The sequence below is a fragment of the Sphingobium sp. genome (assembly GCF_035511395.1).
Lineage (GTDB): Bacteria > Pseudomonadota > Alphaproteobacteria > Sphingomonadales > Sphingomonadaceae > Sphingobium.
Map to the genome: position 1 here is coordinate 1 of NZ_DATKFP010000396.1, position 2,077 is coordinate 2,077.

A 2,077-nucleotide genomic window follows, 5' to 3' on the forward strand; every position below is an offset into this window, starting at 1 on the left:
AAGCCGGGGGGAGGACAGCTATCGCTGGATGACCAGCTATATTGCACACGGGCCGGATCTGCTATGGATGCGCTTCGACCGGCGCGGCTGAAAAGGATGGGGCCGGCCGATCCCGGCCCCATCGTCAATCCAGGCTGTCGAGCGCGTCCAGATCGTCGATCGCCGTCGCGATGCGGCGAATGAATTCGACGGTAATGTCGCGTGCCTGCATGTCCGGCACGTCGCCAAGCGGCGTCAATGTCATCGTCCACCAAGCCAGCGTCGTCAGCAGTTGCTGCCGGTAGTTGAGCCAGGCCTCATCGAAGGATATGGCCTCTCCACCTGACGCTGCAAACGCCTCCAGATAATAGCGCAGCAGATCCTTTTCCCAGAGGCGTCGCTGATCGATCGTCAGGGCAGTGGAAATGGTGTATGCGACGTCGCGCGACCAGTGGCCTTTCGATGTCACCTGCCAGTCGGACAGGCCCATGCGGCCATCCGCAGTGATATACCAGTTCTTCAGATGGACATCGCCATGGGTGATGGTCGGCGGCAATGCGCCATGCCGCGCCGAAGCCCTGAGCGTGGCGGACCAGACCTCGCTCTGACGCGCCATCAACCGGCCAGGCGCCACATCGGCCGCTTCGCGCAGGCCAGCCTCGCACATGCCCTTGAAATCATGGTCGCGGTCGAGCGCCAGGAACCGGTCGTCATAGCGGAACATATGCGCCAGCCCGTCGTCGAGTTGGGGCGAGCGATAGAAATGGCCGTGAAGGGTCGCGAGCAGGCGCATCTGGTCCTGCACGCGTTCCAGCGTCATGCGCGTGTGATGATTGCAGAAGCTGACCGTGTCGCCGAGATCCTTCAGCATCACGATGGAGGCGTAGGATTCTGGATCATAGACGGCGAGGTAGGATTCCGGTGCCTCGATCGAAAGTTGCGGCCTGATCTGGTTGTAGAAGGTCGTTTCGCTCAACAGTGCGGAGGTCGACAGTAACAAACGGTTGCGCAGATCGACCGTCGCCTTGCAGAAGACCGATGACGGGAGGCCTGCCGCCTGCCCGTCCGCATCATACTCCACGAAGATACGGCGGCGGTTCGAAGTGCCCGAATCCGGCTCGTCCAGCGAGATGGACACGATCTGCGCGGCGGGATGGTCCCTGCACAATATATGCGTCATCCATTCGGGGGTGATCGCTTCATAGCGCCATGGAATGTCACCGGGCTCGACGGCCGGCCTGTCTTCCTGTTGGTCCCGCGCGAAGGCGGCCTTGATCTGGTCGATTTTCTTGCTGTTCATGCCAATATCCGTCTGTTCAGAAGCGCGTTTCGAGGGTGGCATAGAACCGCCGTCCAGGCTGATAGGATCGCGCCTGATTTTCGATGCCGAGCATATAATAGGTCTTGTCGAGCAGATTGGTGCCCCCGACCGTGATCGACCAGCGATTGTCGGGTGCCCGATATCCGGCCCTTGCCGTCAGAAGTTCATAGGCGTCCGATTGCTGGTCGATCGTGTTGGCGACATTGCGGAAGGCCTTGCCGGTCAGTGCCAGGTCGCCACCCAGGAAGAAGGTTCCCGACAGGGCGCCAATGGCGCTTTCATACAGGCCGCCGACCACGACATTGTGCCCCGGTGCATGTTTGAGATCGCGGGCATAGGGCTGGCCGGCCGGGGGCGAACTATATTTCGTCTGCATCAGTCCGGCATTGGCGAAGAGGGACAGGCCGCGCACAGGGCGATAGCTGGTTTCCAGTTCCAGCCCCTCGATCTTCGCGTCCGACGTGACGACCTGCGTAATGCCGTTGATGGTGAGCGTGGCCTGGAGATTATTATATTTCGCCGAAAAGGCGGTCGCCGAGACATTGAGTTTGTTGTTCAGCAGCTTCGCCTTGAAGCCCCCCTCGATCGACTTTTCGCTCTCCATTTTCGACTGGAGCATCATGCCCGCCAGATTGCCGGGATTGGATGTGATGAAGCCGGGCGTGCGATAGCCTTCGGTATAGGAGGCGAAGAGAAGGACCGGGCCGGTGTCGTAGCTGACGCCGATCTTGGGTGTGAACTTGTTCGACTTGATGCGCGTGGCGTAGGTGAAGCCGG

The 2,077-nt window shown here is 60.5% G+C and carries 2 protein-coding genes; both read right to left on the reverse strand.

Annotated elements, in window-relative coordinates; translation table 11 throughout:
* Positions 1-124: 124 nt before the first annotated feature.
* Positions 125-1,279 carry a phosphotransferase gene (locus VMR39_RS26915; protein ID WP_325421026.1) on the reverse strand — a complete coding sequence of 385 codons (1,155 nt, stop codon included), beginning with the start codon at positions 1,277-1,279 and terminating at the stop codon, positions 125-127.
* Between the two features lie 16 nt (positions 1,280-1,295).
* On the reverse strand, positions 1,296-2,077 hold a 782-nt coding region (locus VMR39_RS26920; RefSeq protein WP_325421028.1), incomplete at its 5' end, for a TonB-dependent receptor domain-containing protein.

What these genes read in the sequence shown, in the direction of transcription:
- VMR39_RS26915 (WP_325421026.1), bottom strand. Translation starts at nt 1,279, where the DNA reads ATGAACAGCAAGAAAATCGACCAGATCAAGGCCGCCTTCGCGCGGGAC.